The sequence below is a fragment of the Luteimicrobium sp. DT211 genome, from assembly GCF_049844995.1.
Taxonomy (GTDB): domain Bacteria; phylum Actinomycetota; class Actinomycetes; order Actinomycetales; family Cellulomonadaceae; genus Luteimicrobium.
Genome location: NZ_JBNCMC010000004.1, coordinates 572,242 through 596,590, shown reverse-complemented (window position 1 = coordinate 596,590; position 24,349 = coordinate 572,242). Strand labels below are relative to the sequence as shown.

Below are 24,349 nucleotides of genomic sequence, written 5' to 3'. Positions count from 1 at the left end.
TCACTTGGCCGGCTTGAGGTTCTTCAGGACGATGCCGTTGTCCCAGGCCTTCCACGTGGCCGCGAACGCGTACTTGTCGTCGTTGGTCGGCCAGCCCGTCGCCCGCGTGTTGTTGAACTCGGTCAGCGTGGAGTTGATGTAGATCGGGACGTACGGCATGTCCTTGACGATCTCGGTCTGGACCTTGGCGTACTCGGCCTTCTGGGCGGTCTCGTCGTTGGTCGCGGCGGCCGCGTCGAGGGCCGCGTCGACGGTCGCGTTCTTGTAGCGCGCGAAGTTCCCGGCGGACGCGGAGTCGCCGACCTTGGCGGTGTTCGCGGAGTTGTACTTGCCCTGGTAGGTGAAGTACGGGTTGCTGGACGCGCCGAGCCCGATCGAGTCCAGCGACAGCTGGTACTTGCCCTGCGTCTCGTTCGCGTTCCACTCGTTCCAGGCGAGCTGGGTGGGCTTGAGGTCGATGCCCACGGCCTTGAACTGCTGCTTGAGCGTGTCGTTGATCGAGATGTAGTCGCTCCAGCCGGTCACGGTCTGGATCGTCATCGAGAGCTTCTGGCCGTCCTTCTCGCGGATGCCGTCGGAGCCCTTGGTCCAGCCGGCCGCGTCGAGGAGCTCGTTCGCCTTCGCCGTGTCGGCGGTCTGCGGCGCCGTGACGTTCGCCTGGTCCGCGATCCAGTCCTTGTCGCGGTCGGGCAGCAGGAGCGTCGGGGACCCCGCGCCGGCGAACCCGCCGCCGGCGAGCTTGTTGAGCTGCGTGCGGTCCATCGCGTAGTACATCGCCTGGCGCACCGCCGGGTCGGTCTGCGGGCCCTTGCAGCCGAGGTCGGCGCTCGAGCACGTGAAGATCGAGGTCGTCAGCGCCGGCGTGTTGACGTAGCTGAGCTCCTTGTGGCCCTTGAGGAGCTGGTCGAGGCCGGGGAGGTAGGAGCTCATCCAGTCGACCTGGCCGGCCGTCAGCGCCGCCGACGCCGCGTCGGCGCTGTCGAGCGCGATGTAGCGGATCTCCTGGATCTCGGGCTTGCCCGACTCCCAGTAGTTCGGGTTCTTCTCGAGCGAGTAGCTCTGCGGCGAGAAGGACTTGAGCTGGTACGGCCCCGTGCCGACCGGCTTGACGTTCGCGTCCTTGGTCGGGTCCTTGATGTCCTTCCAGATGTGCTCGGGCACGATCGCCTGGTTGCCGAGGATGCTCGGCTCCTGGGTGAAGGAGTTCTCCTTGAACGTCAGCACGACGGTCTTGTCGTCCGTGGCCTTGGCCGTCGCGGCGAGCCCGGTCGTGTTGAGGGCGGGCGTCTTGTTGATGAGGTTGAAGGTGAACGCGACGTCCTTCGCGGTGAAGGGCTGGCCGTCGGACCACTTGACCCCCTCGCGGGTGGTGATCGTGAGCTCGGTGCCCTTGTCGTTCCACTTGTAGCCCGTCGCGAGGATCGGCTGCGGGTCCGCGGTGGTGGCGAGGTTGTAGTAGTAGAGCGGCTCGTAGATCACGCCGAGCGTCGGCTGCAGGGCGGTGCCCGACATGAACGGGTTGAAGTTCTCGGTGATCGTCCCGGTCGACCCGTTGAAGATCGTGATGGACGAGTTCTTGGCGTTGCCGCCGCCGCCACCGCTGGTGCTGTTCGTCGACGAGCCGCCCGAGGAGCAGGCGGCGAGCACGAGTGCGGTGGAGCAGGCGATCGCCGCGAGTGCGACGGCGCGGCGCCGTGCGCGGCGCCCTGGACGGAGGACCTTCATCGTGTCTCCTGTTCTCGGGCCACTGCCGTGTGGCTCTTGAGGACGTCCGGACTCGGCAGCATCCACGTCGAGCTGCCGGTGCGTTCGTTCGGGCGTCGGGACTTTTGTAACTGATCGAAGTTATCCCTGGCAAGAGTCGGCGCGATCGTTATACGACCGTGACCCGCGCCCTCGGGGCGCGGGCCACGGTCGAGAGGGTCCGTGTCAGGCCACGTCGACCCGGGTCGCCCGCACCAGCACCGAGCGTTCCGGGAACAGCACGGGCAGCGCCACGCCGACGCTCGTCAGCACGGAACCGGGCACCAGGACTCCCTCCCCCGCCCGCTCGGAGCCGGCCGCCCCCCACCAGGGCACGTCGATCCCCCAGCGGCTCGCGACGCCGTCGACCGGGGCGTCGGGATGCAGCGCGCGCAGCCGGTAGGTGGCCGCCGGGTCGAGGCCCGGGAGCGGGACGGCGGGCGGCGGGTACGCGCTCGACGACGCGGTCGCCACCCACGCGAACACCGCGTCCGACCCGTCGGGCGCGACGACGCCGTGCAGCGCGTACGCCGGATCCTGGAGGTCGGCGTGCACGACCGTCCCGGTGTGCAGCAGCGGCCGCAGCTCGCGGTAGGTCGCGACCCAGCTCGCGAGCTCGTCGAGCTCGTCGTCCGACGCCGCCGTCAGGTCCCACTCGATCCCGAGATGGCCGAACAGAGCCGTGGCGCCACGGAACGACAGCGGCAGCGTCCGCTCGGTCGTGTGAGCGACCGGCGCGCCGACGTGCGCGCCCATCAGCTCGAGCGGGACGAGCAGGTTCGTCCAGCCCTGGATCTGCTGCCGCTCGACGGCGTCGATGCAGTCCGAGACCCAGATCCGGTCGGTCCGGGCCAGGATCTCCAGGTCGACCCGCCCGCCGCCCGACGAGCACGACTCGACCTCCAGGCCGGGGTGCCGCCGCCGCAGCTCGTCCATCAGGGCGTAGACGGCGAGAGTCTGGTCGTGCACGCCCGGCACGCCGGTCAAGCGGTGCCCGGCCTCCACGAGGTCGCGGTTGTGGTCCCACTTGAGGTACGCGATCGGGTAGCGGGTGAGCAGCGCGTCGAGCCGCTCGAGGATCCAGGCGTAGGCGTCGGGGTTGCCGAGGTCGAGCACCTGCTGGTTCCGCGCCCGGCCCGGCAGCCGCTCGCCCGGCGCCATGATCCAGTCCGGGTGGGCCCGGGCCAGGTCCGAGTCTTCGTTGACCATCTCCGGCTCGACCCAGAGCCCGAGCTCCATGCCGAGCCCGTGCACGACCTCGACCAGAGGGTCGAGGCCGTCCGGCCAGACCTCCTTCGAGACGTACCAGTCGCCGAGCGCGCGGCGGTCGTCGCGCCGCCCACCGAACCAGCCGTCGTCGAGCACGAACCGCTCGGCACCCACGCGGGCCGCGGCCTGCGCGAGGGCCGTGAGCCGGCCCAGGTCGTGGTCGAAGTACACGGCCTCCCAGGTGTTGGCGACGACCTTGCGCGGGGTGGCCGGGTGACCCGGCCGCGCGCGCAGCATGGCGTGGAACCGCGCCGACACAGCGTCGAGCCCGACGCCGTACGCGCCGTACACCCACGGCCCCGCGTACTCGTCACCCGTGCCGAGCACGACCTCCCCGGGCAGCAGCAGCTCGCCGCCCGCGACCAGGCCGGCGCCGTGGTAGCTGCGCTCCGCGAGCGTGACGTGGTTGCCGGACCACGCCGTGTGGACGGCCCACACCTCGCCCGACCGGTGGCCGAAGCCGGGCGTGCCCGCGGCGAGCACGAAGGCCGCGTCGTAGCCCGTCCGCCCACGCCTGCTCTCGCGCAGGTGCGTCCCGTGCCCGAACGCCGTGCGCTGCGGGCTGCGCTCGCGCAGGTGGTGGCCCGTGAAGTCGAGGATCTCGGCGGCCCGCCCGGGCACCGCGTACGCGACGAGGAGCCGCTCGAGCCCGTAGCCCGGGGCCCCGGCCTCCCCCGGCGCGCTCCGGAGCGTGGCCCGCTGGCGCACCACGCCCGACGCCGCCTGCTCGACCTCGAGGCGCAGCGCGAGCCCGGCGTCGTCGTCGGTCGCGTCGACGACGAGCCGGTGCGCCCAGCCCGCGGGGGCCGGCTCGAGGCGCACGCCGCCGACCACGAACCGGCTCGAGAACGCGGCCCCGCGCCGGCTCCCGGTGAGGCCCGGGGTACCGGGCCAGCCGGCGGACTGCTCGGGCAGGACCGAGACCAGCATCTCCCCGTCGACGGGGTTCCCGATCGGCTGCAGCCGCGTGACGTCGCACAGGGCGTCGAGCCCGTGCTCGTCGAGCGGGCCGAGGTCCGATCCCCAGTGCGCCATGCGCGGCAGCCGGTCGCCGTCGAGCGCGAGCACGAGGGAGACGCCGCCCGCGCGCAGGTGGACGGCGCGGCTGCCGTGCTGCGCCTCGGCCGGCGCGAGCGCGGGATCGGGTGCCGTGGTGGGTGTGTGCGCGCCGACCTCGGCGCGTACGGTCGTGCTGGGGGTGCTCGTCATCGAATCCTCCGTCCGGCCGACGGCACCGGTGCCGTCGGTGTTGCTTTCTTCACCGATCTAAGTATCCTGCCATTGCCCCTGGTCGCGGCCGTCATGTCGACGGTGGCGACCGCGGTCCCCCTGCGAAGCCTCCGAGAAAGCCTTGGTCACCGATGATCGACACTCTCGCGCGCACCGACCTCACCGGCTGGACGCTGCGCGCCACCCGGGGGCCGGTCCCCGACGCCCTCACCGCCCCTCTCCTCACCGACGGCGTGCCCGGCACGGTCCCCGGCACCTCGCACACGATCCTGCTCGACGCGGGCCTGATCGAGGACCCCTACCTCGGTGCCGCGGAGGAGCGCCTCGCCTGGATGCGCCACACCGCCTGGCGCCTGAGCACCCCGCTCACCCTCGCCCCCGCCGACGACGAGGAGCGCATCGACCTGCTCTTCGAGGGCGTCGACACCGTCGCGGAGATCCGGCTGGGCGACCTCGTGCTCGGCCGCACCGCGAACATGCACCGTAGCCACCGGTACGACGTGCGCGCTCTCGCCGACGGCGTCGAGCGCGAGCTGACCGTCGACCTCGAGCCCGCGCGGGCGGCCGGCGAGGCCGAGGCCGCCCGGATCGGCGCGCGCCCCGCCGCCTACCCCAACCCGATCAACATGGTGCGCAAGATGGCCTGCTCGTTCGGCTGGGACTGGGGGCCCGACCTCGAGACGGCCGGTCTGTGGAAGCCCGTGCGTGTCGAGCGCTGGCGCACCGCGCGGCTCGAGCGCGTCCGCCCCGTCGTCACGGTCGCCGACGACCACCGCTGGGCGACGGTCGTCGTGCACGTGGACGTCGAGCGGTCCGGGCTCGCGTCCGCGGACGACCGGCCCCTCGCGGTCAGCGCCGTCCTCGACGGCGCGTCGGGGACGGTCCGTGCGACCGCGACCCTCGCGCCGCACGCCGTCACCGCGACACTCACGCTCGAGGTCACCGACCCCGTCCTGTGGTGGCCGGTCGGGTACGGCGAGCCGACGCTGCACGGCGTCGAGGTCGTGCTGGCCGACGGCGAGGTGACCCTCGACCGGTGGGAGCACCGGATCGGCCTGCGCTCCGTCGTCGTCGACACCACCCCCGACGAGCACGGCACGCCGTTCACGTTCGTCATCAACGGGCGGCCCGTGTTCGCGAAGGGCGCCAACTGGATCCCCGACGACCACCTGCTCACCCGGATCACCCGCGACCGGCTCGCGAGGCGCGTCGACCAGGCGCTCGGCGCGAACCTCAACCTCCTGCGCGTGTGGGGCGGCGGGATCTACGAGTCCGACGACTTCTACGACGTGTGCGACGAGCGCGGCGTGCTCGTGTGGCAGGACTTCCTCCTCGCGTGCGCCGCCTACCCCGAAGAGGAGCCGCACCGCTCCGAGTTCGAGGCCGAGGCGCGGGAGAACGTCGTCCGGCTCATGCCGCACCCGTCGCTCGTGCTGTGGAACGGCGGCAACGAGAACCTCTGGGGGTTCATGGACTGGCGCTGGCAGGAGGAGCTCGACGGCGCCACCTGGGGCTGGGGCTACTACAGCGAGCTCTTCCCGGCCGTCGTGCACGACCTCGACCCCTCGAGGCCGTACGCCGCGGGCAGCCCGTACTCCCCCGGTGCGGCGCCCTGGGAGCGGCACCCCAACGACCCCGACCACGGCACGCACCACGAGTGGGAGGTCTGGAACCGCGTCGACTACACCGCGTACCGGGCCGACGTGCCGCGCTTCTGCTCCGAGTTCGGGTTCCAGGGCCCGCCGACGTGGGCGACGCTCGAACGTGCGGTGCGTCCGGCCGACGGCGCGTGGCGTCAGGACGACCCCGTCTGGCTGCTGCACCAGAAGGCCGACGAGGGCAACGCCAAGCTCTCGAGCGGCATGGCCCCGCACCTCGGCGTGCCCGAGGAGTTCGACACGTGGGCGTGGGCGGCCCAGCTCAACCAGGCGCGCGCCGTCCAGTACGCGGTCGACCACTACCGCTCGTGGTGGCCCCGCACCGCCGGGGCGATCGTGTGGCAGCTCAACGACTGCTGGCCCGTGACGTCGTGGTCGGCGGTCGACGGCGACGAGCGGCTCAAGCCGCTGTGGTTCGCGCTCCGGCACTCCTTCGCTGACCGGGTCGTCTCCGTCCACGAGCGCGACGGCCGCCTCGTCGCAGCGCTCGTCAACGACACCGACGCGGCCTGGACCGGCACCCTCGAGGGGTCGCGCACGACGCTCGCCGGGTCCCGGCTCGCCTCCGCGGCCGTCACCGTGGACGTCGCGCCGCGGTCGGTGACGATCGTGCCGCTCGGGGCCGACCTCGCGTCGCCCTCGGACGCGGCGCGCGAGGTGCTCGTGCTCGAGTGCGGGGACGAGCGGGTGGTGCATCCCTTCGCCGAGGACGTCGACCTCGACCTCGACCCGGCTCCCCTCGTCGCGTCCGTGCGGACCGTGGGCGACGTCCTCGAGGTCACGGTGGCTGCGACGAGTCTGGCGCGCGGCGTCACGCTGCTCGTGGACCGGGTCTTCCCGGACGCCGTGGTCGACGACGGCGTCGTCGACCTCCCCGCCGGGACCCGCCACACGTTCCGGGTGCGCGGCGCTGAGCCGGGCCGCGCGGCCGAGCTCCTCGACCCCGGGGTGCTGCGCACCGCGAACGAGGTGGTCGCCGCTCACCGGGGTGTCGCCCGCGTGCGATGACCGCCTCCTATCCTGGGGCCATGGACACCCGCCCGGCCGGACTCGTGCTGGCGAGGACGCCTCGACTGTTCGGCATCGAGCCCTTCTACATGGAGCTGCTCGGTGGCATCGAGGGCGCGCTCGCCGAGGTCGACCGGGCGGTCATGCTCCAGGTCGTGCCCGACGCGAAGGCCGAGCTGGCGACCTATCGCCGGTGGGCCGCCGACCAGGCGGTCGCTGCCGTCGTCGTCGTCAACCTCGTCGCCGACGATCCGCGGATCGACCTCCTGCGGTCGCTCGGCCTGCCCGCGGCCGCGCTCGCGCCGGCGTCCGTACCGCTCCCGGTCGCGCGCGTGACCGTCGACGGCGCGTCCGCCATGCGCGAGGCGGTCCGCGAGCTGGTAGCGCTGGGGCACCGGAGGATCGCCCGGGTGAGCGGGCCTGCGGCGCTCGAGCACACCCGCGAGCGCGACGGGGCGTTCGCGCAGGCGTGCGCCGAGGCGGGCGTCGAGCCCGTCGTGGCCGTCGCCGACTACACCGAGGAGACCGGTGCGGCGGCCGCCGCGGAGCTGCTGGCGCGCGAGCCCCGGCCCACGGCGCTCGTCTTCGACAACGACGTGATGGCGGTCGCGGGCGCGCGCGTGGCCAAGGAGCGGGGACTCGACGTCCCGGGCGACGTGTCGGTGCTCGCGTGGGACGACTCCGCCCTGTGCCGGCTCGCCACGCCGCCGCTCTCCGCCATGAGCTTCGACGTCGACGCGCTCGGCCGCCTCGTGGGAGCCGTCGTGCTCGAGCTGCTCGAGCACGGGCACGCCGACGACCGCGCGGCCGTCGAGCACCGCTTCCTCGCCCGAGGATCGACCGGACCCGCACCGGCCTGAGCCACGCCGCCCGCCGGACCGGTGCGCAACCGGTGCCGTCGTGGGAGGGTGTGGGCATGTCCGGCGCCGACCCGCACCCGTCCCCCGAAGCGCTCCAGCCGCTCCCCGCCGACGACGGCGCCCTCGACGCCCTCGCCGAGGGTCGCCACCGCGACCCGCACGCCGTGCTGGGGCCGCACCTGCACGGCTCGGGCGACCGGGCCACGGTGCGGGTCCTGCGGCCCCTCGCCGACGCCGTGACCCTGCTCGTCACGGGCCCCGACGCGCGCACCACCGAGCACCCGGCCTCGCACGAACGCTCGGGCGTGTGGTCCGCCGTCGTGCCGACGACGGACGGGCACGCGCCGGACTACCGGGTCCGCGCCCGGTACGGCGAGGTCGAGGTCACCGAGGACGACCCCTACCGCTTCCTGCCGACGCTCGGCGAGGTCGACCTGCACCTCATCGGCGAGGGACGGCACGAGGAGCTGTGGCGGGCCCTCGGCGCCAACCCGCACCGGTACCCCTCGGTGCACGGCGACATCGCGGGCACGGCGTTCGCGGTGTGGGCGCCGAACGCGCAGGCGGTGCGCCTCGTCGGCGACTTCAACGCCTGGGACGGGCGGCGGCACGCCATGCGCTCGCTCGGGCCGACCGGCGTGTGGGAGCTGTTCGTCCCCGGGCTCTCCGCCGGCGCGCTCTACAAGTTCGAGCTCCTCACCCCCGACGGGTCGTGGCGCCAGAAGGCCGACCCGCTCGCCAAGGGCACGCAGGTGCCGCCCGCCACGGCGAGCGTCGTGGTGGAGTCGGCGTACGCGTGGGGCGACACGGACTGGATCGAGGCCCGCGGCCACCGCGACCCGCACGACGGGCCCATGAGCGTCTACGAGGTCCACCTCGGCTCGTGGCGCCAGGGGCTGACCTACCGGCAGCTCGCGGACGAGCTCACCGCGTACGTGACCGACACGGGCTTCACGCACGTGGAGCTCCTGCCCGTCGCGGAGCACCCGTTCGGGGGCTCGTGGGGGTACCAGGTCACCGGCTACTACGCGCCGACGTCGCGCTTCGGCCACCCCGACGACTTCCGCTACCTCGTCGACCGGCTGCACCAGGCGGGGATCGGCGTGATCCTCGACTGGGTGCCCGCGCACTTCCCGCGCGACGAGTGGGCCCTCGCCCGGTTCGACGGCACCCCCCTCTACGAGGACCCCGACCCCCTGCGCGGCGAGCAGCTCGACTGGGGCACCTACGTGTTCAACTTCGGGCGCACGGAGGTCCGCAACTTCCTCGTCGCGAACGCGACCTACTGGCTCGAGGAGTTCCACGTCGACGGCCTGCGCGTCGACGCCGTCGCGTCCATGCTCTACCTCGACTACTCGCGCCAGCCCGGCCAGTGGCGGCCCAACGTGCACGGCGGCCGCGAGAACCTCGAGGCCATCGCGTTCCTGCAGGAGGCCAACGCCACGGCGTACCGGCGCACCCCTGGCGTCGTCATGATCGCCGAGGAGTCGACCGCGTGGCCCGGCGTCACCCAGCCGACCGACGCCGGCGGCATCGGGTTCGGGCTGAAGTGGAACATGGGCTGGATGAACGACACCCTCCGCTACGTGGAGGAGGAGCCCATCAACCGGCGCTACCACCACAACCTGCTGACCTTCTCGCTCGTCTACGCGTACACCGAGCAGTTCGTGCTGCCGATCAGCCACGACGAGGTCGTCCACGGCAAGGGTTCGCTCGTCCGCAAGATGCCCGGCGACCTGTGGCAGAAGCTCGCGAACGTCCGCGCCTACCTCGCCTACCAGTGGTCCCACCCCGGCAAGCAGCTCCTCTTCATGGGCTGCGAGCTCGCGCAGTGGGACGAGTGGTCCGAGGCGAGGAGCCTCGACTGGGCGACCCTCGGCGACCCGGGCCACGCCGGCGTCCTGCAGACCGTCCGCGACCTCAACGCGTTCTACCGCGCGACCCCCGCGCTCTGGGAGCTCGACCACGAGCCCGCCGGATTTCAGTGGCTCGTCGCCGACGACGCCGGGCACGACGTCGTCGCGTACGTGCGGCGCGACCGTCGCGGCGGGGAGGTGGTCGTGGCGGTCAACTTCTCCGGCGTCCCGCAGGAGGGCTACCGGCTCCCCCTCCCCCGGGGCGGCGTCTGGCGGGAGGCGCTCAACACCGACGCGCAGACGTACGGCGGCTCCGGAGTCGGCAACCTCGGCTCCGTGACGGCGGAGGACGTCGGCGTCGACGGGTTCGCGCACTCCGCGTCGGTGCGCCTCCCCCCGCTCGGCGCGCTCTTCCTCGTCCCCGAGGAGTGACCCGCCGGCGATGACGTCAGGCGTCCGTCGGTGACGGGCGGGCGGCCGTGGTTTCGTCCGCGGGCAGGTCCGGGCAGGTGGTTCGGACTGCGTCGCCTTCAGGCCCCTGGGGGCCTTCCGGCTCCTTGACGTCCTTCACCACCTGCCCGCACCCACCCGCTCCAGCCGCCACTTCGCCCACCCAGGCACCGCCGACGGCCGACCATGCGAGCACGCACATGCTCGACGCCGAGAAGGGGTCTGCGCGCATGGTCGGCGCCGCGGACGGTGGCCCCAACCGCCTGCTCGACGCTGAACGGGTGGCCCACCGCATCCTCGGCACGCTGAGGGGTCGGAGCCCGGCGCCGAGGTCGAGGGTGCTGCGTCGAGATCGAGGGGTTGAGGCTCGTCCTCGGCGAGAAACCCTCGACCTCGACGCAGAAGTGCCGCGGGGGTCTCGGCGGTAGCCGGTCGACTGTGGAGGTGGGACGACGGCGAAGGGCGGGGCGGGGCGGGGCGGGGGTGTGGCGCGCGGTCGTGGAGGGCTTGGCGGGAGCCGCGAGGAACGAGCGGCGGATGGAAGACCGCGCGCCACACCCCCGGACCGCACGCCCCAACCACGACCGCCCACCCCGGCCGAAGGACCGCCCGACCCAGCCGGACGAAGACGCGAGCTCAGTACAGGGCGTTCGCCAGCGCGCGACGCGCCACGGCGACGCGCGGGTCCTGCGTCCCGACGACCTCGAAGTAGTCGACGAGCCGCTTGCGCAGCCGCTCGCGGTCGTCTCCGCTCGTGGTGCGCACGAGGTCGATGAGCCGGCCGAACGCGTCGTCGACCTTCCCGCCGGACAGGTCGAGGTCGGCGACGTCCAGGGCGGCGTCGACGCTGGCGGGCTCGGCCGCGGCGGCGTCGCGCGCCGTCTGGAGGTCGAGGTCGCGCGTGCGTTGCAGGAGCTCGACCTGCGCGAGCCCGGCCTTGGCGAGGTCGTCGGAGGGGTCCTGCTTGATGGCCTTGGTGTACGCGGCGACGGCGGCGTCGAGGTCGTCGCGCTCGATCGCGTCGTACGCCTCCTGGTGCAGCGGGGGCAGCGGCTCCTCGGCGGGCTCGGGCTCCGCGGCCGGCGGCGTGGTGCCGTCGCCGGCGGGGACGGTGCCGGTGACGCCGTTCTGCTCGGCGGCGGCGAGCACCTGGTCGAGGACGCCCTGGATCTGCTCGGGCGACGCGTTCCCCTGGAACAGGGGCAGCGGCTGGCCCTGGAGCACCGCGACGACGGTCGGCACACCCTGCACCTGGAACGCCGAGGCGACCGCGGGGTACGCCTGCACGTCGACGCGCGCGAGGAGGAAGCGGCCCTGGTACTGCGTGGCGAGCGCGCCGAGGGTCTGCGCGAGCGTGGCGTTCGCCTCGTCCGTAGGCAGCCACAGCAGCACGACGACGGGGTAGCGGGCGGAGTCCTCGATGAGGCTCTGGAAGGTCTCGTCGGTGACGTCGACGACGTAGCCGTCCGCGACGGGTGCGCCGCCGGGCTCCCCTGGGGGCGGGACGGTGGGCCGCTGGAGCGCGGACAGGTCCACTGCCCCGCGCACGTCGAACGAGGGTCCGGTCGGCTGGCTCATGCCGACCATCTTAGGAGTGCGTGCCGACCTTCACCGGGACGTGCTCGACGCCGAGGACCTTGACCTTCGCGTCCGACGCACCCGCGGGCGGGACGTAGAGCGCGAACACGTCGCGATACGTGACGACCAGCGTGTTCGTCGGCTTCGTGTCCCCGAACAGCGCCTTGGTCGCGTCGGTGGACGGCGCGATCTTCGCCTTCGACTCGGCGGAGGTCTTCTCGACGGCGGACGCGTCCGCCATGACGAGCGCGCCGCCGTCCGCGGTGCGGACCGACGCGGGCGCGGTCTTCGCGACCGTGAACGTCTCCGCGTACGCGCCCTTCGCGTCCTTGAAGTCCTTGTTGCCGTCGAGCGCCGCGGCCTTCGAGGCGAGGCGGGTGCGGAACGGGTCGTTCGCGTAGCTCTTCGCGTGCTTCGACTTGCTGCCCTTGTTGAGCACGTCGACATAGTTCGCGACCGCGGCCTTCGGCGTGACGACGAGCGTCGTGTCGTCCGAGGGCACCGCGGCGCTGCCGGTGCCGGGCGCGGCGAAGCTCGGCATCGTGATGCCGGGGAACAGGCGCGCCCATCCCCACAGTGCGTAGTCGGCCCGGGCGGAGCTCTGCCGGAGCGCCAGGAGGCGCGGGGGCTCGCTGCCCGACGGCTGGGCCGAGACGGCGAACGCGGCGCGGGGCCACGTCGTCGAGGTCGGGACGACGACCGTCTGCACCTTGGTGGGCAGCGCGGTCACGTCGTCGTCGGACTTGGTCTTCTTCGCGACCGACAGCTCCGCGGTCCGCATGGCGAGCGCGGGCCCCGCGAGGCGCTGCGAGAGCGCCTTGGAGTCGCGCTTCTTGTCGGCGACCGCGAGCACGTCGCCGACCTTGCCGAGGATCGCCGTGTCCTGGTCGAGGCTCAGGGCGGGCTGGGTGACGCTCGGCTCGGGCGTGGCCTGCGGCACCGGCGTCGAGCAGGCGGTCGTGACCAGCCCGACGACGACGGCGAGCGACGCCGGCAGCGCAAGACGGCCGAGGCGGCGGGCACGCCGCGCGGCGGTGGTGCCGTGCGAGGCGCCGGGGACGGGTCGGGTCGCTGCGTCAGCTGTCATCGTGTTCACGCGGTCCTGGGTCGGTGCGGTGTCCGGGCGGCGGCGGGAGGGACGGGTCACTTGCGCGACCTCCGTCGCTCGTCGGCGCCGAAGATGTCGTCCCAGCCGGGCGTGCCGGGCGGCGTGCCCTGCCCGTCGACGGACCCGGCGGGGGCCTCGGGTGCGGGGGCGGCGGGCGGCGTGGCCCCGGACGTCGACGCGTCCTGGGCCCCGGAGGAGGCCGCGGGCTGACGCTCGATCGGGGGGATCCGGGCGGGGACGTTCCAACGGCGGCGCCACGCGTCGGCGGCGCCCTTGGCGGTCTCGTCGACCGGGATCGCGACCGTGGACGGCTCCGGCTCGTCCGCCGACGGGACGGGCGGGCCGGCCCAGGCGGCGGCGTCCTCGGCCTCCTTGCCGCGTTGGCGCGAGCGCCGGCGCGGCTGGTTCTGCGCCTCGCGCAGCGCATGCTCCCGCAGCTCGCGGCGGGTGAGGGTCGTCGTCGTGCTGACGGCGGGCTCGTCACCCACGGCACCCGCGGCGGGCGGCGTGGGCACCGAGGTCCGGGCCACGGCGAGCACGGCCTCCTGACGACGGTTGCGGGTGCTGCGGCGCCCGAGCGACAGGAGCACCAGCCCCACGACCACGAGGATCGCGCCGACGCCGACGAGCGGCCAGAGCCACGGCGTCGTGACCTCGCGGTCCCAGGTGAGCGCCAGGGTCGGGGCCCGGGCGTCGTCGCCGGTCGCGGCGACGAGCGCCGTCCACTGGCCGGGGCGCGCGGTCCACGGGAGTGTGACCTCGCCCGTGCCGGACGTGGAGGAGACCCACATGTCGGAGTCGGTCGGGTCGGGCGCCGTCGTGGGGGCCTTGCCGGTGACGGTCTTGGTGGACAGGGTCGACCAGTCGCTCATGCCGGTCACCTGGGCGACCGGGTCGTCCCCCACCCACCCGCTGACGTCGTCGGCGCGGCCGACGGCGATCGTCACGTCGCCCCCGTTCGCGGCGCGGGCCGTGATGTCGACACGGTCGTCGACGAGGCCGAGGACGCCGGGCTCGGTGGTGACGAGCGTCGGCCCGTCGGACGAGAGGTGCGTGGTGGCGGTCACGGTCGAGTCGGCGCGCCAGACGGTCGCGGAGGCGACGCCGAGGGCCGCGGACACCACGCCGAGGACGACGAGGGCGAGCCCGATGATGCGGTACGGCACTCGTTTCCTTCCGGTCGGGGGTCTCGAGGGGGCTCGAGGCTGTGGGCGGGACACCTCAGGATAGGGGCGGCGTCCGGCGGCTCGTCCCGAATGCCCGATCCGGACGGCCGCCCCCACACCCTTCGGCACGCACGTTCACGCGCCCTCCACAGCCGCAGGCACGCCATGTATCCTTCGGATTCGGGCCGCACGAACAGATCGCGCCGACGGACCAGCGCCGGCTCCGGCATCGTCGAACACTCGGTCGAGCGCACGCCGGAGCACTCGCTCGCCGTCGTGGTCACCCCGGAGGGACGTCCTCGTGCGGCCGTCACACATCCGTGGAGGTCTTCGTGTCCGACGAGCAGTCGCTGTTCCCCATCGTCATGCGCGGCTACGACCGCGGCCTGGTCGACAACCGCATCGCCAACCTCGAGAAGTCCCTCGACGAGGCCCACGGCCAGGTCGAGTCCCTCGACGTCCGGGTCCAGCAGCTCAGCGCCGAGGTGGCCGACGCCCAGCGTCAGGCGCGCGAGGTCGAACGCCCGTCGTACTCGGGCCTGGGATCCCGCATCGAGCAGCTCCTGCGCACCGCCGAGGAGCAGTCGTCGGACATCCTCGCGCAGGCCAACCAGCAGGCGTCCGACATCATGGCCCGCGCGAACCTCGCCGCCGGGCAGATCCGCAACCGCGCCGAGACCGAGGTCGCGGAGCTCGTCGCCGACGCGCGGCGCGAGTCCGACGAGATCCGCTCGGCCGCCGGCAGCGAGGCCGAGACCACGCTCGTCAACGCGCAGCGGCGCGCCGAGGAGCTCGTCGGCTCGGCCGAGCGCGAGGCGTCCCGCATCCAGAGCGCCCTGGCGACCGAGGAGCACGAGCGCCGCACCACGCTCGAGCGCGAGCTCGCGCAGGCCAAGGCCGTCACCGAGCGGGAGACGACCGAGCTGCGGGTCCGGACGGAGAACGAGACCGCCGCGCTGCGCGCCGAGGTCGCGGCCGAGACGACGGCCCTGCGCGAGACGGCGGAGCGCGAGACGAGCGAGCTGCGCGAGCGCACCCGCATCGAGGTCGAGCGCCAGCTCTCGGACGCGAAGCGCGCCGGCCAGGAGGCCGCCGCGGCGGTGACGGCCGAGATGGAGGAGCTGCGCGAGAAGGCGCGGGTCTCCCTGGCCCAGGCCGAGCTGGACATCGCGGCGCGGCGCGAGGACGTCGAGCGCGAGGCCGCCGAACGGCACGCCAGCGCCCAGAAGGAGACCGCGGCCCTCGTCGCGGCCGCCGAGTCGCAGGCCGCCGAGGCCGAGGAGCGCGTCGCCGCGGCCCTCGAGCACGCCGAGAAGGTCCGGCAGGAGTCCGACGAGTACGCGAAGGACCTGCTGGCCACGGCCCGCGCGAACGCCGACCGCATCCTCGCCGACGCGCGCGCCTTCGCGGACCAGACGGTCGCGGACGCCACGCTCGAGGCCGAGCAGCACCGGCTCGCGGCCACCCGCCAGCTGCAGGACCTGAGCCGCCAGCACGAGTCGATCACCACGTACCTCGACGAGCTCCGGGCGCTGCTCGCCGAGCGGGTCGAGACGCCCTCGATGATCACGCCTCCCCTGCCGCCCAAGCCGCCGGCCGCGTCGACGCCGGCCCAGCGCGCCCGGGCCGCGGCGACGGTCGTGACGGAAGACGCGGAGGCGCCCGCCAAGGTGACCGACGAGGCCGAGGAGCAGGCCCACGCCTGACCCGCACGGCGTCGACGACGAGCGGGCCCGCCGCGCGCGCGACGCCCACGAGCTCGCGGCCCGGCTGGACGCGCGGCGGGACGCGGAGTCCGCGACCGCCCGCCGGATGCTCGCAGGTTTCGTGGAGCGGGCCCGCGAGCACGGGCCCGCTCCGGTCCCGCTGCGCGTGCGCGCGTACGGCGGCGCCGGCTCGTACCGCACCTCGCTGCACGGCTGGTACCTGCGCACCGACCGCACGGCCGCGGTCGGCGAGGACGGCCGGTTCTACGTCCTGACGGCGCCGCGAAGCCTCCGGGCGCGGGTCGCGGGGACGGTCCCGGCGCCGAGCGACCCGCCGCTCGTCCTCGGCGCGGGAGGGAAGGACGGCGAGTCCGTGGACCTGGCCGTCGCGCTCGAGCGCGCTCTCGGCGCGGCGTCCGAGGACCCGCCCCGCGCCTGAGCGCGGATCGCTTCAGCCCTGCAGCACCCGGGCCCGCAGACGCTCGAGCGCACCCGCGACGTGCTCGGGCGCCTCGAGCGGCGCGAGGTGCCCGGCGTCGGGCGCGAGGACGAGCGCCGCGTCGCTCGCCGCGCTGGTGTGCGCGAGGGTGTGCTCGGCGTCCTCCACGGGCGTGAGCTCGTCCTCCGTCCCGACGACGACGGTCACCGGGCCCTCGTAGGCCTCGAGCACCGCCGTGCGGTCGGGTCGGGCGGCCATCGCACGCTGCGCCCACGCCACCGATGCCGGACGCTGCGCGCCGATCCAGCCGGCGACCGTCTCGACGAGGTCCCGGCGCGTGCGCCGCGACGTCTCGCCGAGCATCGTCTCGCTCATGCCGCGTACCGGGTCGACGGTGCCGCCGGCCTCCGCCTCGCCGGCGATGCGGAGGCGGTTGTCTCGCGCGGCGGGCGCGTCAGCCACCGTCTTGGTGTCGACGAGCGCGAGGCCCGCGACCAGCTCGGGGCGCCGCTCGGCGAGCGCGAGCGCGACGTACCCGCCCATCGACATGCCCGCCACGACGGCCCGGTGGACGCCCCGGGCGTCCAGCGCCGCCGCGAGGGCGTCCGCGAGCGCCTCGACCGACGGCTCCCCCGCCGCGTCCGGCGCGTCGCCGAAGCCCGGGAGGTCGACGGCGAGCGACGGCCCGGTCAGTTCGGCGACCGTCTCGTCCCACATGCGGTGGTCGACCGGAAACCCGTGGACGAGGACGAGCGGGACCGTGGTGCCGCCGTGATCGGCAGCGTCGTCGTCGGCGCTCGGGTGGAGGACGGCGGTGAGCGGGCGGTTCTCGGCGTGGTCGGTCATCGGGATGCTCCGTCCGGGACGTGGTCGGTGGTCGGGGACTCGGATGTCAGGTGTTCCGTGGGCAGCGGCACCGGGACCGCCGGGTTGACGTGCCGGACGATCTCGTCGAGCACCCGCCGCACCTGGCTCTCGCCCACCCACAGGTGCTTGCCGCCGTCGACGGCGATCACCTCCGCCTGCGGCACGCGCGCGAAGCGGCGGCGCGCCTCGTCGGGGCGCAGGTAGTCGTCGTGCTCGGGGACGATCACGACCAGGGGACGGCCGAACGCGGCCCAGGCGTCGAGGTCCGCGTCGGTCGCGCGGCGAAGAGGCGGCGAGAGCAGGATCGCACCCTCCACGGCCGGGTCCGCGCCGTGCTTGAGGGCCAGCTCCGTGCCGAAGGACCAGCCGACGAGCCACGGGTGCGGCAGGTCGTGGAGTGCGACGTGCTCGAGAGCCGCCCGAACGTCGAGGCGCTCGGCGTCGCCGCCGTCGAACGTCCCCTCGCTCGTGCCGCGCGGCGAGCTGGTGCCGCGCGTGTTGAAGCGCAGGACGGCGAGGTCCGCGAGCGCCGGCAGCCGCCAGGCGGCCTTCCGGTACAGATGGGAGTCCATGAACCCCCCGTGCGTGGGGAGCGGGTGCAGCGTCACGAGGGTCGCCGCGGGCTCACGCCCGGCCGGGAGCGCGAGCTCCCCGACGAGGGTCAGCCCGTCGGCGGTGTGCAGCTCGACGTCCTCCCGGCGTGCGGGCAGGACGGTCATCGCGCGGAGGGGTTCGGTGCTGGTCATCGTCTCCGAGCCTACGATCCCCGCCGGCGGCGTCCTGCCGGCGGCGACGTCCCTACCGACGGCGGAGGCGCGCCGCCCAGCAGGACGTGTGCCAGTGGCGGCGGTCGTCCAGGGCGCTGTCGGCGCCGAACATCGAGTCGTTCGCCCATGCCACGACGTGCTCGACCCCGGGCGGGACCGTCTGGCGGCAGCCGGGGCATGTGTAGCTCTTCTCCCCCGACCGCACCGTGCGGACCGTCCACTCGCCGTCGGGCCCGTGCTCGACGCGCGCCCCGCCGCGCGCCCGCTCCAGGTCGAGGGGGCGGTGACCGGTCTGCTGGCGGCGGGAGCGGCGGGACGTGGGCACGTCTCGATTCTGGCAGACGGCCCGACGCCCGGCGGGGAGCCAGGAGCCTCACAGAAAGGGCCGTTAGGGTGGCCCGAGCCTCGCAGCCGGAACGGCCGCGTCCACGACCCGAAGGATCATCCCTCGTGAAGAACCGCACCGTGCTCCGTGCCCGGACCGCGACCGGACTCGTCGCCGTCGCGCTCACCGGGGCGCTCGCCCTGGCGGGCTGCTCCAGCGACGACAAGGACGCGTCGTCGACGCCGTCGGGTACGTCCACCACCTCCGCGACGTCCGCGGCCACGTCGAGCGCCGCCGACGTCGCCGCTCTCGAGAAGGTCACCGTCAAGGGCACCGTCGGCAAGAAGCCGACCCTGACCGTCCCCAAGGACTTCTCCGTGACGGGTGCCGTCGCCCGCGTGGACACGCCCGGGACGGGCACCGAGATCAAGGACGGCGAGATGCTCGCCATCGACAGCCTCGCGGTCCAGGGGTCCGACGGGACGGCGCTCGGCGACACCTACTCGAGCACGCCGCAGTCGATGTACTTCAGCGAGTCGAGCATCGTCCCGCAGCTCGCCGCGGCCCTCAAGGGCCAGAAGGTCGGCGCCCGGGTCGTCTACGCGGCGCCGTCGACGGACTCCGAGGGCAAGACGGTCACGTACGTCTACAGCCTCGACGTCGAGTCCGCGAAGACCATCCCGCTCCGCGCCGAGGGCACCGCGGTGACCCCGAAGTCCGGCCTGCCGACCGTGAAGCTCGACTCGAAGACCGGCGAGCCCAGCATCACGATCCCCAAGGGCTACAAGGCGCCCAAGAGCCTCGTCTCCCAGACCCTCATCAAGGGCAAGGGCGCCAAGGTCAAGGCGACCGACAGCGTGACCGTGCAGTACTCGGGCTGGCTGACGGACGGCACCGAGTTCGACTCGAGCTGGAAGAACGGCGCCCCCGCGACGTTCAGCCTCAGCCAGGTCGTCAAGGGCTGGGGCCAGGGCCTCGCCGGCCAGACCGTCGGCTCGCAGGTGCTGCTCGTGATCCCGCCGTCGCTGGGTTACGGCGCCCAGGCCTCGGGCTCCATCCCCGCGAACTCGACGCTGATCTTCGTCGTCGACATCCTCGACACCCAGTCGGCCTCCTGATCTCAGGCTGACGCCCGACGGCGCCGTTCCCCGGTCGGGGGGCGGCGCCGTCGTCGTTCCCCGGCCGCGGCGTCCCGGCTCCGGCCCGGCTCAGCCGGGGAGGTCCTCCGGCCGCTTCGCGGCGTGCTCGCCTCGCAGGAGCCCGGTCGACTGCCCGACCTCGATCAGGTACCCGTCCGGGTCCCGCAGGTAGCAGCGCAGCTCGGCGCCGCGGTCGAGCGGCGGGGTGAGAAACTCGGCACCCTTCGCGGTCCAGTCGTCGTAGCACGCCTGCAGGTCGGCGACGCGGAGGTTCATGAAGCTTGACGTTGTCTCGCCGGGCTCGTAGTCGACGACGGAGATGCCGGGCTTGTCAGGCGTCGGCGGCCCTCCGGGATTCATGATCACCCACGAGTTCGCGAGCCGGACGATGCAGGGGTTCTCCTCCATGGCCACGACACCGCCGAGCACCCGGGTGTAGAAGTCCCGAGACCGGGCGACGTCGCGCACCGTGAGGAACTGCGTCACGAGGATGCCCTCGGTGGGCGCCGGCAGGTCCGCGGCGTTCGGCGGCATCTCGGGCACGGCTGCTCCACTCGGTAGGCGCTGCGCGGGCCGCTCCAGCGTCGCACGGCCGTCCGGCGCCCGCACGGCCGATAGGGTCGTGCCCATGACGGTGTCCTTCGAACGCGAGGTCCTCACCTGGGACCTGTTCGGCCGCGCGTCGCGCGAGCTCGCCCTGCAGGTGACCGACAGCGGATGGCTGCCGGACGTCGTCGTCGCGGTCGCCCGCGGCGGCCTCGTCCCGGGCGGCTCGCTGGCCTACGCCCTGGGTTCCAAGGGGGTGGGGACGCTGAACGTCGAGTTCTACACGGACATCGGCGCGACGCTCGACGACCCGCGCGTGCTCCCGCCTCTCATGGACACCGAGGACCTGGGCGGCAAGCGCGTGCTCGTGGTCGACGACGTCGCCGACTCGGGGCGCACCCTGCGGCTCGTGCTCGACATGCTCGCGGGGCACGGCGCGGACGTCCGCTCGGCGGTGCTCTACACGAAGCCCCGCTCGATCGTGAAGCCCGAGTACTCGTGGCGGGACACGGACCTGTGGATCACGTTCCCGTGGTCGGCGCTGCCCCCGGTGACGGAGGACCGCTCCGTCGCCTGACGGACCCGCCCGGCCCGCACCCCTCACCCTGCCGAACACGGGCTACCTTCGCGCCGAGCACGGGCTGCTCGCCCGTCTGGTCGACCTGACGGACGGGCAGCCCGTGCTCGGCGGGCGCGTGTCCCGTTCTCGACGGCGCGGCTAGGCCGGTCCCGGCACGGGTTCGACGGCGGGGCGACGGCCCGCCGGAGGGGCGGGCGGCGTGGCGCGCCGCCCCTCCGGGGAGAACGGGGGTGTCAGAACTCCCAGTCCTCGTCCTCGGTGGCCACGGCCTTGCCGATGACGTACGAGGAGCCGGAGCCCGAGAAGAAGTCGTGGTTCTCGTCGGCGTTGGGGCTGAGGGCGGCCAGGATGGCCGGGTTGACGTCGGTCTCGTCCTTCGGGAACAGCGCCTCGTAGCCCAGGTTCATGAGGGCCTTGTTGGCGTTGTAGCGCAGGAACTTCTTGACGTCCTCGGTGAGCCCGACGCCGTCGTAGAGGTCAGCCGTGTACTGGACCTCGTTCTCGTACAGCTCGAAGAGGAGCTCGTACGTGTAGGCCTTGAGGTCGTCACGCTCCGCCTCGGTGAGGCGCTCGAGGCCCTTCTGGTACTTGTAGCCGATGTAGTACCCGTGGACGGCCTCGTCGCGGATGATGAGGCGGATGAGGTCGGCCGTGTTGGTGAGCTTGGCACGGCTCGACCAGTGCATCGGCAGGTAGAAGCCCGAGTAGAAGAGGAACGACTCGAGCAGCGTGGACGCGACCTTGCGCTTGAGCGGCGAGTCGCCCCGGTAGTACTCGAGCACGATCTCGGCCTTGCGCTGCAGGTTCGGGTTCTCCTCCGACCAGCGGAACGCCTCGTCGATCTCCTGCGTCGAGATCAGCGTCGAGAAGATCGACGAGTACGACTTCGCGTGCACCGACTCCATGAACGCGATGTTCGTGTACACGGCCTCCTCGTGAGGCGTCAGCGCGTCAGGGATGAGGCTCACAGCCCCCACGGTCCCCTGGATCGTGTCGAGCAGCGTCAGGCCCGTGAACACGCGCGTGGTGAGCTCCTGCTCCTGCGGCGTGAGGCTGTGCCAGCTCTGGATGTCGTTCGACACCGGCACCTTCTCGGGCAGCCAGAAGTTCCCGGTCAACCGCTCCCAGACCTCGAGGTCCTTGTCGTCCTCGAGCCGGTTCCAGTTGATCGCGCTGACACGATCGATGAGCTTGAGCTTCCCGGTGGGTGACATCTGCTTCTTCTCTCTCTGCACCCCGGAGAGGACCGAGGTGGCGGATCTACGAAACCCTGCGCCGTCGTGCACGAGGGCGACCCGACGGATGAGTGGTGACGCGGGGAACGATGCGCCGGGTCGTGGCGGGTCTGGCGGGAGGCCGCGAGGAACGAGCGGCCGGATGGAAGACCCGGCGCATCGTTCCCCGCGGCACCGCGGACTCAGCGCGGCTGATTTAGTTGCTCAGAGCATGCAGCTGACGCAACCGTCCACCTCAGTGCCCTCCAGCGCCATCTGACGAACCCGGATGTAGTACAGCGTCTTGATGCCCTTCTTCCAGGCGTAGATCTGCGCCCGGTTGACGTCGCGCGTCGTCGCGGTGTCCTTGAAGAACAGCGTCAGCGACAGGCCCTGGTCGACGTGCTGCGTCGCGGCGGCGTACGTGTCGATGATCTTCTCGTAGCCGATCTCGTACGCGTCCTCGTAGTACTCGAGGTTGTCGTTCGTGAGGTAGGGCGCCGGGTAGTACACGCGCCCGAGCTTGCCCTCCTTGCGGATCTCGATCTTCGAGGGCACCGGGTGGATCGACGACGTCGAGTTGTTGATGTACGAGATCGATCCGGTGGGCGGGACGGCCTGGAGGTTCTGGTTGTACAGCCCGTGCTCCATGACGGAGGCCTTGAGCGCGCGCCAGTCGTCCTGCGTGGGGATGCGGACGCCGGCCTGGTCGAAGAGCTCGGCCACCCGGGCCGTGGCCGGTGCCCAGACCTTCTCCGTGTACTTGTCGAAGTACACGCCGCTGGCGTAGGTGGACTTCTCGAAGTTGTAGTACTTCTGGCCGCGCTCGATCGCGAGCTTGTTGGACGCCGCGATCGCGTGGAACGCGACCGTGTAGAAGTAGATGTTCGTGAAGTCGACGCCCTCCTCGGACCCGTAGTGCACGCGCTCGCGGGCGAGGTAGCCGTGGAGGTTCATCTGGCCGAGGCCGATCGCGTGGCCGAGGTCGTTGGCCCGACGCACGGACGGCACGGAGTCGATCGCGGTCTGGTCGGCGACGGCCGTCAGCGCGCGGATCGCGGTCTCGACGCTCTTGGCGAGGTCGGGCGAGTCCATCGTCTTCGCGATGTTCAGCGAGCCGAGGTTGCACGAGATGTCGCGGCCGGTGTGCGCGTAGGAGAGGTCGTCGTTGAACGTCGACGGCGTGGAGACCTGGAGGATCTCCGAGCACAGGTTCGAGTGGGTGACCTTGCCCTCGTTGGGGTTGGCCTTGTTCACCGTGTCCTCGAACATGATGTACGGGTACCCGGACTCGAACTGGAGCTCGGCGAGCGTCTGGAAGAACTGGCGCGCGTTGATCTTGGTCTTCTTGATGCGCGGGTCGTCGACCATCTCGTCGTACTTCTCGGTGACCGAGATGTCGGCGAACGGCTTGCCGTAGATCCGCTCGACGTCGTACGGCGAGAAGAGGTACATGTCCTCGTTCTTGCGCGCGAGCTCGAACGTGATGTCCGGGATCACGACGCCGAGCGAGAGGGTCTTGATGCGGATCTTCTCGTCCGCATTCTCCCGCTTGGTGTCGAGGAACCGCATGATGTCGGGGTGGTGCGCGTGCAGGTACACCGCGCCGGCGCCCTGCCGGGCCCCGAGCTGGTTCGCGTACGAGAACGAGTCCTCGAGGAGCTTCATCACAGGGATGACGCCCGACGACTGGTTCTCGATCTTCTTGATGGGCGCACCGTGCTCGCGGACGTTGCTCAGCAGCAGGGCGACGCCGCCGCCGCGCTTGGAGAGCTGCAGCGCCGAGTTGATGCCGCGCGCGATGGACTCCATGTTGTCCTCGATGCGCAGCAGGAAGCAGGACACGGGCTCGCCGCGCTGCTTCTTGCCGGCGTTGAGGAACGTCGGCGTCGCGGGCTGGAACCGGCCCGAGATGACCTCCTCGACGATCTCCGTCGCGAGCTGCTCGTCGCCCGCGGCGAGGCTGAGCGCGACCATGCAGACGCGGTCCTCGAACCGCTCGAGGTAGCGCTTGCCGTCGAACGTCTTGAGCGTGTAGCTCGTGTAGTACTTGAAGGCGCCGAGGAACGTGTCGAAGCGGAACTTCTTGGAGTACGCCTGCTCGAAGAGCTGCTTGACGAACTCGCGCGAGTACTTCTCGAGGACCTCGGACTCGTAGTAGTCGTTGTCGACGAGGTAGTCGAGCTTCTCGTCCAGGTCGTGGAAGAAGACCGTGTTCTGGTTGACGTGCTGCAGGAAGTACTGCCGCGCGGCCTGGCGGTCACGGTCGAACTGGATCTTCCCGTCCGCGCCGTAGAGGTTCAGCATCGCGTTGAGCGCGTGGTAGTCGAGCTCCACGAGCCCGGGAGCCACGACCTCTCCGGGGGCGGTGGCGAGGCTCGTGCTCACGCCGGGATCTGCTGCTGTCGTTGCCAAAATCGCCCCAATCCGTCGCGGACGCGCGTGACGTCCTCGGCTGTCCCAAGCAGTTCGAAGGCATACAGGTACGGGACCTGGCACTTCGCGGAGATGATGTCGCCGGCGATGCAGTACGCCTCGCCGAAGTTGGTGTTCCCTGCCGCGACGACGCCGCGGATCAGGGAACGGTTGTGCGCGTCGTTGAGGAACCTCACGACCTGTCGCGGGACCGCTCCCCCCTCGTTCCCGCCGCCGTACGTCGGGACGAGGAGCACGTAGGGCTCCTCGACCCGGAGAAAGCCGTCGGTGGGCCGCAGGGGGATCCGCCGCACTCCCATCCCCAGCTCGGACGCGCGCAGCTTCTGGACGAAGCGGTGCGTGTTCTCCGAGACGCTGGAGAAGTAGACGAGGTCACCCATGGTGTCCCCCCTGCGGCCGGCGGT

Annotated in this window: 19 protein-coding genes; 7 read left to right on the top strand and 12 right to left on the bottom strand. The window is 72.4% G+C overall.

Features of this window, described 5'->3' with window-relative positions:
- Both ACLQ14_RS13660 and ACLQ14_RS13655 read right to left on the bottom strand, forming a co-directional pair.
- Positions 1–1,725 (bottom strand): ABC transporter substrate-binding protein, encoded by a 1,725-nt coding sequence (locus ACLQ14_RS13660; RefSeq protein WP_425813851.1) that lies wholly within the window; start codon positions 1,723–1,725, stop codon positions 1–3.
- 204 nt (positions 1,726–1,929) lie between these two features.
- On the bottom strand, positions 1,930–4,221 hold the full coding sequence (locus tag ACLQ14_RS13655; RefSeq protein WP_425813849.1) for an alpha-galactosidase: 2,292 nt from the start codon (positions 4,219–4,221) through the stop codon (positions 1,930–1,932).
- A gap of 152 nt (positions 4,222–4,373) precedes the next feature.
- Here ACLQ14_RS13655 and ACLQ14_RS13650 point away from each other — a divergent pair, with 152 nt between their 5' ends.
- From ACLQ14_RS13650 to glgB, 3 genes are read left to right on the top strand one after another with little or no spacing between them, the layout of a single operon-like run.
- Complete coding sequence (locus ACLQ14_RS13650; RefSeq protein WP_425813847.1) at positions 4,374–6,908, top strand: glycosyl hydrolase 2 galactose-binding domain-containing protein; 2,535 nt, start codon at positions 4,374–4,376, stop codon at positions 6,906–6,908.
- 20 nt (positions 6,909–6,928) lie between these two features.
- A complete protein-coding gene (locus ACLQ14_RS13645) occupies positions 6,929–7,768 on the top strand; it encodes a LacI family DNA-binding transcriptional regulator (protein ID WP_425813845.1) in 840 nt (279 codons plus the stop codon).
- A 56-nt stretch (positions 7,769–7,824) separates the two neighbouring features.
- Positions 7,825–10,056: a 1,4-alpha-glucan branching protein GlgB gene (gene glgB / locus ACLQ14_RS13640; RefSeq protein WP_425813843.1), complete on the top strand. Its 2,232-nt coding sequence runs from the start codon at positions 7,825–7,827 to the stop codon at positions 10,054–10,056.
- Positions 10,057–10,710: 654 nt separating this feature from the next.
- Here the strand turns inward: glgB and ACLQ14_RS13635 are convergent.
- The 3 genes from ACLQ14_RS13635 to ACLQ14_RS13625 are packed head-to-tail and all read right to left on the bottom strand — an operon-like array spanning position 10,711 to position 13,926.
- Positions 10,711–11,652, bottom strand: a complete 942-nt coding sequence (locus tag ACLQ14_RS13635) for a co-chaperone YbbN (protein WP_425813841.1) — start codon at positions 11,650–11,652, stop codon at positions 10,711–10,713.
- A 10-nt stretch (positions 11,653–11,662) separates the two neighbouring features.
- Positions 11,663–12,739 carry a hypothetical protein gene (locus tag ACLQ14_RS13630; protein WP_425813839.1) on the bottom strand — a complete coding sequence of 359 codons (1,077 nt, stop codon included), beginning with the start codon at positions 12,737–12,739 and terminating at the stop codon, positions 11,663–11,665.
- 56 nt (positions 12,740–12,795) lie between these two features.
- The gene (locus ACLQ14_RS13625) at positions 12,796–13,926 is read right to left on the bottom strand and encodes a hypothetical protein (protein WP_425813837.1); all 1,131 of its coding nucleotides are present in this window, start codon (positions 13,924–13,926) and stop codon (positions 12,796–12,798) included.
- Between the two features lie 332 nt (positions 13,927–14,258).
- On the opposite strand from ACLQ14_RS13625, the gene ACLQ14_RS13620 reads away from it, so the two are divergent.
- On the top strand, positions 14,259–15,632 hold the full coding sequence (locus ACLQ14_RS13620; RefSeq protein WP_425813835.1) for a hypothetical protein: 1,374 nt from the start codon (positions 14,259–14,261) through the stop codon (positions 15,630–15,632).
- A 106-nt stretch (positions 15,633–15,738) separates the two neighbouring features.
- Positions 15,739–16,071 (top strand): hypothetical protein, encoded by a 333-nt coding sequence (locus tag ACLQ14_RS13615; protein WP_425813833.1) that lies wholly within the window; start codon positions 15,739–15,741, stop codon positions 16,069–16,071.
- A gap of 12 nt (positions 16,072–16,083) precedes the next feature.
- On the opposite strand, the gene ACLQ14_RS13610 is transcribed toward ACLQ14_RS13615, so the two are convergent.
- From ACLQ14_RS13610 to ACLQ14_RS13600, 3 genes are read right to left on the bottom strand one after another with little or no spacing between them, the layout of a single operon-like run.
- On the bottom strand, positions 16,084–16,917 hold the full coding sequence (locus ACLQ14_RS13610; RefSeq protein WP_425813831.1) for an alpha/beta fold hydrolase: 834 nt from the start codon (positions 16,915–16,917) through the stop codon (positions 16,084–16,086).
- A complete protein-coding gene (locus ACLQ14_RS13605) occupies positions 16,914–17,684 on the bottom strand; it encodes an alpha/beta hydrolase (protein WP_425813829.1) in 771 nt (256 codons plus the stop codon). Before ACLQ14_RS13605 ends, ACLQ14_RS13610 begins: the two co-directional genes overlap by 4 nt.
- A 52-nt stretch (positions 17,685–17,736) precedes the next feature.
- Positions 17,737–18,030, bottom strand: a complete 294-nt coding sequence (locus ACLQ14_RS13600) for a hypothetical protein (RefSeq protein ID WP_425813827.1) — start codon at positions 18,028–18,030, stop codon at positions 17,737–17,739.
- A gap of 125 nt (positions 18,031–18,155) precedes the next feature.
- Between ACLQ14_RS13600 and ACLQ14_RS13595 the strand changes: the two genes are divergently transcribed.
- Positions 18,156–19,148 carry an FKBP-type peptidyl-prolyl cis-trans isomerase gene (locus ACLQ14_RS13595; RefSeq protein WP_425813825.1) on the top strand — a complete coding sequence of 331 codons (993 nt, stop codon included), beginning with the start codon at positions 18,156–18,158 and terminating at the stop codon, positions 19,146–19,148.
- A gap of 90 nt (positions 19,149–19,238) precedes the next feature.
- Here ACLQ14_RS13595 and ACLQ14_RS13590 read toward each other — a convergent pair whose 3' ends face one another.
- Positions 19,239–19,703: a VOC family protein gene (locus ACLQ14_RS13590; protein WP_425813993.1), complete on the bottom strand. Its 465-nt coding sequence runs from the start codon at positions 19,701–19,703 to the stop codon at positions 19,239–19,241.
- A gap of 94 nt (positions 19,704–19,797) precedes the next feature.
- On the opposite strand from ACLQ14_RS13590, the gene ACLQ14_RS13585 reads away from it, so the two are divergent.
- Positions 19,798–20,292, top strand: a complete 495-nt coding sequence (locus tag ACLQ14_RS13585; RefSeq protein ID WP_425813823.1) for a phosphoribosyltransferase — start codon at positions 19,798–19,800, stop codon at positions 20,290–20,292.
- 236 nt (positions 20,293–20,528) lie between these two features.
- Here ACLQ14_RS13585 and nrdF read toward each other — a convergent pair whose 3' ends face one another.
- The 3 genes from nrdF to nrdI form a co-directional block, all read right to left on the bottom strand.
- A complete protein-coding gene (gene nrdF / locus ACLQ14_RS13580; RefSeq protein WP_425813821.1) occupies positions 20,529–21,509 on the bottom strand; it encodes a class 1b ribonucleoside-diphosphate reductase subunit beta in 981 nt (326 codons plus the stop codon).
- Positions 21,510–21,734: 225 nt separating this feature from the next.
- Positions 21,735–23,897, bottom strand: coding sequence for a class 1b ribonucleoside-diphosphate reductase subunit alpha (nrdE, locus tag ACLQ14_RS13575; protein ID WP_425813819.1), 2,163 nt, complete (start codon positions 23,895–23,897; stop codon positions 21,735–21,737).
- Positions 23,894–24,325, bottom strand: coding sequence for a class Ib ribonucleoside-diphosphate reductase assembly flavoprotein NrdI (nrdI, locus tag ACLQ14_RS13570; RefSeq protein ID WP_425813817.1), 432 nt, complete (start codon positions 24,323–24,325; stop codon positions 23,894–23,896). The genes nrdE and nrdI overlap by 4 nt, the downstream gene beginning before the upstream one ends.
- Positions 24,326–24,349 lie beyond the last annotated feature (24 nt).